Source organism: Agathobaculum sp., assembly GCF_050946325.1.
Classification (GTDB): domain Bacteria; phylum Bacillota; class Clostridia; order Oscillospirales; family Butyricicoccaceae; genus Agathobaculum.
Genome location: NZ_JBMNUP010000151.1, coordinates 1 through 4593, shown reverse-complemented (window position 1 = coordinate 4593; position 4593 = coordinate 1). Strand labels below are relative to the sequence as shown.

General features: G+C 51.9%; 4 protein-coding genes and 1 pseudogene. All 5 read left to right on the top strand.

Annotated features, from left to right (window positions below; genetic code table 11):
- Positions 1-256 (top strand): annotated as a pseudogene (locus ACOYIE_RS09590) (zinc-dependent alcohol dehydrogenase); the annotation flags it as partial.
- Positions 257-273: 17 nt separating this feature from the next.
- Positions 274-1137, top strand: coding sequence for a transketolase (locus ACOYIE_RS09585; protein ID WP_433412672.1), 864 nt, complete (start codon positions 274-276; stop codon positions 1135-1137).
- A 6-nt stretch (positions 1138-1143) separates the two neighbouring features.
- A complete protein-coding gene (locus tag ACOYIE_RS09580; RefSeq protein WP_433412670.1) occupies positions 1144-2109 on the top strand; it encodes a transketolase family protein in 966 nt (321 codons plus the stop codon).
- 34 nt (positions 2110-2143) lie between these two features.
- Positions 2144-3253, top strand: a complete 1110-nt coding sequence (locus ACOYIE_RS09575) for a glycerol dehydrogenase (protein WP_433412668.1) — start codon at positions 2144-2146, stop codon at positions 3251-3253.
- Entirely contained in the window at positions 3250-4170 is a 921-nt protein-coding gene (locus tag ACOYIE_RS09570) for an AraC family transcriptional regulator (protein ID WP_433412666.1), read from the top strand. The genes ACOYIE_RS09575 and ACOYIE_RS09570 overlap by 4 nt, the downstream gene beginning before the upstream one ends.
- Positions 4171-4593: the final 423 nt, after the last annotated feature.

The following is a 4593-nucleotide window of genomic DNA, read 5'->3' as shown; positions in this document are numbered from 1 at the left end:
GTTCCCGAACGAGTATGATATGCCGCTTAACCTGTTTGAGTATTGCTATATGCGTCAGGTCACCATCACCGGCATGTACTGCGCGCATTTCAACTTTGAGCGCACAGCGGAATATCTCAAGTATGTGGATCTGTCCGCATTTACTTCGGATGAACAGGTATATGATATTGACGATGTGGAGGCTGCGTTTGCCATGCATCTGTCCAGCAAATATCCCAAAATTCTGATCCGCTGCAACAAGTTTGACGGAGAATAAGAAAGAAGGTCCCCAATATGAGCGAAAACAAACTGACGACCATTCCGGAACTGGAAAATAAATGTGTGGATATCCGTGAAAATCTGCTGAATTTCATTTACCGAATCGGTATGGGTCATCTGGGTGGCGAGCTGTCTATCGTGGAAATGGCGGTGGCGCTCTATTACAAGTATTTGAACTTTGATGTTCTGGACCCGCATAAAGAGGGAAGAGACCGGTTTATTCTGTCCAAGGGCCACTGTTCGGAGACGCTGTATACCATTTTTTCCGACCAAGGCGCCTATACGCAGGACTACATGGTGGAGCACTTTGAAAATTTGGACCAGTATAAGTTCGGCATGCACTCCAACCGCAAAAAGTGCCCGCAGATTGAAGTTTCGGCCGGTTCTCTGGGGCACGGTCTGCCCATTGCGGTTGGTTACGCGCTGGGTGCCCGTTATCACAAGGAAAATTACCGCGTAATCGTTATGATTGGCGACGGTGAGTTTGACGAAGGCACCAACTGGGAGGCGCTGATGTCGGGCGGCCATTACCAGCTCAATAACCTGGTCTGCATTTTGGATAAAAACGGCCTGCAGATGACCGGCACCACCGACCATGTGATGAATTTGGGCGATGTTGCCGCAAAGGTCAGCGCTTTTGGCTGGAACGTGATCAATGTGGAGGACGGAAACGATATGGCGCAGGTTTGCGCAGCGCTGGAACGGCTGCCGGAGCGGGACTGCGAAAAGCGCGCGAAACCGACCTTTATCATCTCCAACACGGTGAAGGGCAAGGGCGTCAGCTTTATGGAAGGCAACCACAAATGGCACGGCGGCGGTATTGGCGACGAAGATCTGAAGACCGCGCTTGCGGATGTTGCAAAAATGAGAAAGGCGTGATCCTGTATGGCAAAGACGACTTATGATTTTGATATGATGCTCTCCAACGCACGCGAGGCGTATGGCGAAGAGCTGTATAAGATGGCTAAGGAAGGCAAGGACTTTGTCTTTACTTTCAGCGATAACGTTGCGCCGTCCTCGTCCGCGGGCAAATTGCTCAAGGAGTTTCCGGAGCGCTGCTTCAATTTCGGCATTGCAGAGCCCGACCAGGTGGGCGCGTCGGCGGGGTTGGCGCTGTCCGGCTGCACGGTGTTTTCCCAGGTGTTCGGACCGTTTCTGCCGCTGCGCGCGGCCGATCAGATTCATACGGATATCGCCTACAATGATGTGAAGGTCCGTCTGATCGGTACGCATTCCGGCGTAACGGCCGGCGGCGGACCGACCCATAACGATATTGCAGATCTTGCGCTTTACCGCGCAATTCCCAACCTGACCGTTGTCGTTCCGGCGGATGCCGCGCAGTGCTGCAAGTTTATCCGCGCCTCCATGGACTATGAAGGGCCGATGATTATCCGCATTGACCGTGCCGGCTCGCCCAACGTGTATGCGGAGGATTATGAGCTGACCATCGGCAAGGCGATTGAGACGCTTGAGGGAACAGACGCCTACATCATTTCCTGCGGCTCCAACATTTATGAATGCCTGATGGCGGCCAAGCGGATGAAAGAAAAACACGGCTCGTCCATCGGCGTGCTGGATATGCATACCATTAAGCCGCTGGATACCGAGGCGATTGTTCGCGTGGCAGAAAAGACGGGCAACATCGTTACGGTGGAAGATCATTCGGTCAACGGCGGCCTGGGCGGCGCAGTGGCAGAGGTGCTGTGCGAGGCCGGATATAAGGGCAGTTTCAAGCGTATCGGTATGCCGGATGAGTTTGCAGTGCTCGGATCGCCGGACGACATTTACCATTACTATGGCATGGACCGCGACGGCATTGCGGAAAAACTGGAGCAAATGCTGGGGCTGTAAGCGTATAGACAAAGAAAGTGAGTGAGAACAGATGATGACACAAGTCATGGGCTGCTGCGGCAAATATGTGCAGGGCTACGGCACGATTCATGAGCTGAAAAAATATGTGGACTGGATGGGCGATAAATTTATGGTAATCGCCAGCAAAAACCGCATGCGCGATTTGAAGGATACCATCACAGCCGCAATGGAGGGCAAAGAGCTGTTTTTCTATGAGTTTGTCGGGGAATGTAGCTGGCCCAACATTGAAAAACTGATGGCTGCCGTGAAGGACTGCGGCGCACAGACACTGATTGGCGTCGGCGGCGGCAAGGTGGTGGACTCGGTCAAGGCAGCGGCGTTCAAAAGCGGGCTGCTGCATGAGGTGATTATCCCGACCATCGCAGCAACAGACGCCTATACGAGCGCTGCTTCCTGTATTTATGATGAGCAGACGCATATGATGACCGAGGCCATCAATTCTCCCAAAAATCCGGACCTGGTTCTGGCAGACACGGAGATTTTGCTCAAGGCGCCGGTGCGTCAGTTCGTTTCCGGTATGGGGGACGCGCTTTCCACTTATGTGGGCGGACTGGTGTGTCAGCAGAACTTCCTGAATAACCACCATGGCGGCGTGGGCACCCACAGCGCGCTGGCAATCGCCAAGCTGTCTTATGATATGCTGTTCCAATACGGCCGGCAGGCAAAATTGGCCGCAGAAAAAAAGGCGCTCAGCGACGCATATAATGCTATAATAGAAGTGAATATCCTGATGAGCGGAATGGGCTTTGAAAATAACGGCTCGTCGTCTGACCATTGCTTCTATTTCGGCACACTGGCGCTGCCTGACCGCGAGGAGTATGTATACCATGGTGAGGGCGTGGCATTTTCAACGTGCTGCCAGCTTGTGATGCAGGGCGCGTCCAATGAACAGCTGGATGAAGTATACCGTTTCTGCCGCGATGTTGGTCTGCCGATCACGTTTGATGATATGCACCTGCCTGACCTGACGGACGAGGAATATGACATCATGACGAGAGCGGCGCTGGCACAGGGGTTCATGGCAAATCAGCCGTTTGAAGTGACGTATGAAAAGGTGCTCGGCGCATATAAGGCCGCCGACGCCATTGGACAGTTGTATCATAAAGGTGGCTCGCTGCTTTGAAACAGAAAGACCGTAAGTACATGAAAAATATTGTGGAACTGCCGTTTTCCGGCTATAAGTTTGTTTTGTGCTATGCAGAACAGCTGACGCAGGATGTGGCGGAGTTTCCGCATAACCATTTTGAATATGAGCTTTACTATGTGCTGAACGGTCGGGTAGAAATCAATATTGCGGGCAATGTGCAGAGCATTCCGGCAGGGGAGGCCTGTTTGCTGGCCCGCGATATCAAGCACCATGTCTATTATGAGCCGGATACGCCCAGGCAGTATATGGCTGTTATTTTTGATGTGGTTCCCTGCGAGCGGGTATCCATGAACGGGCCGGACGGAGTAAATGAATACGGCGATATTCAGCAGGTTTTGCAGGAGTTGGATAAAATCGGTTTTCTGCGGCTGCGGGAGCCGCCGCATGCGGCGGAATTGGCCAAAGCGTGGCGGAGGGAGATTGAAGAACGCCGTCTTGGCTGGAATACGCAGGCGGTTATGTTGTGCTATCAGCTGGTGATGCTGTCCATGCGGCAGGTTTGTTCCGCGCCTGTGCAGGACTGCGATTTTTCAGGGAAAGATAATCTGGCTATGGCGGTTACCATGTATATCCATGAGCACTATCCGGAGGATATCACGGTGGAAAGTGCTGCAAAAGCGCTGAATGTATCGCCGCGGCATGTAAACAGAGCCTATAAGTCAGAATATTCCACCACGTTCATGAAGAACGCCAACCTGCTCCGCATCGCCTATGCCAAGAATTATCTGTGTACGACGGATTATTCCATGGAAGAAATTGCGGAGAGAATCGGATTTTCCTCTGTGCGCACGCTGTATAAACTGTTTCAGCAGTATGAGGGTCTGTCGCTTTCGCAGTATCGCGAACAGCATAAAAAGAGACTGGCGAAGCAGCAGAATCCGGCGGCAGAATAAATGCGCCGCGCCGAATGATTTTGAAAAATTTCCCGAAAGCCCATACGCTGTTTTCTTTATTCAATGAAAGCCGGCGGGTGCTGTTTTGTACGGCATTCTGATACCGCGCTTCAGGGCGGCTTTTTCTGCTCGCCTCAGTCGCGCTATGCGCCGCCGCCATGCGGATTGCAGCACCTGCTTTGATGGTGTTTGGGCTGTTGCGGCCAATGCGCTGCGCCTTAATGCTGTCTTAATGTGCATCTCCATACATTAATACATATTTTAGACCAGATGTGGATAATAGGTATATAAAGAAACGTTAAAGATGTGTTCAAATGGATGAAGAGGGAAAATGAATGCAGCAGCTTTTGCATAAGAACAATCAATCGCCGTTTCGGGTGATTATAGGGGGATTCTTGCTGGTGATTTTGCTTGGAAGCGTAC

Bases quoted from the DNA above. Each gene is read 5' to 3' on its own strand.
- ACOYIE_RS09580 (WP_433412670.1), top strand. From the start codon at position 1,144: ATGGCAAAGACGACTTATGATTTTGATATGATGCTCTCCAACGCACGC.
- ACOYIE_RS09575 (WP_433412668.1), top strand. From the start codon at position 2,144: ATGACACAAGTCATGGGCTGCTGCGGCAAATATGTGCAGGGCTACGGC.
- ACOYIE_RS09585 (WP_433412672.1), top strand. From the start codon at position 274: ATGAGCGAAAACAAACTGACGACCATTCCGGAACTGGAAAATAAATGT.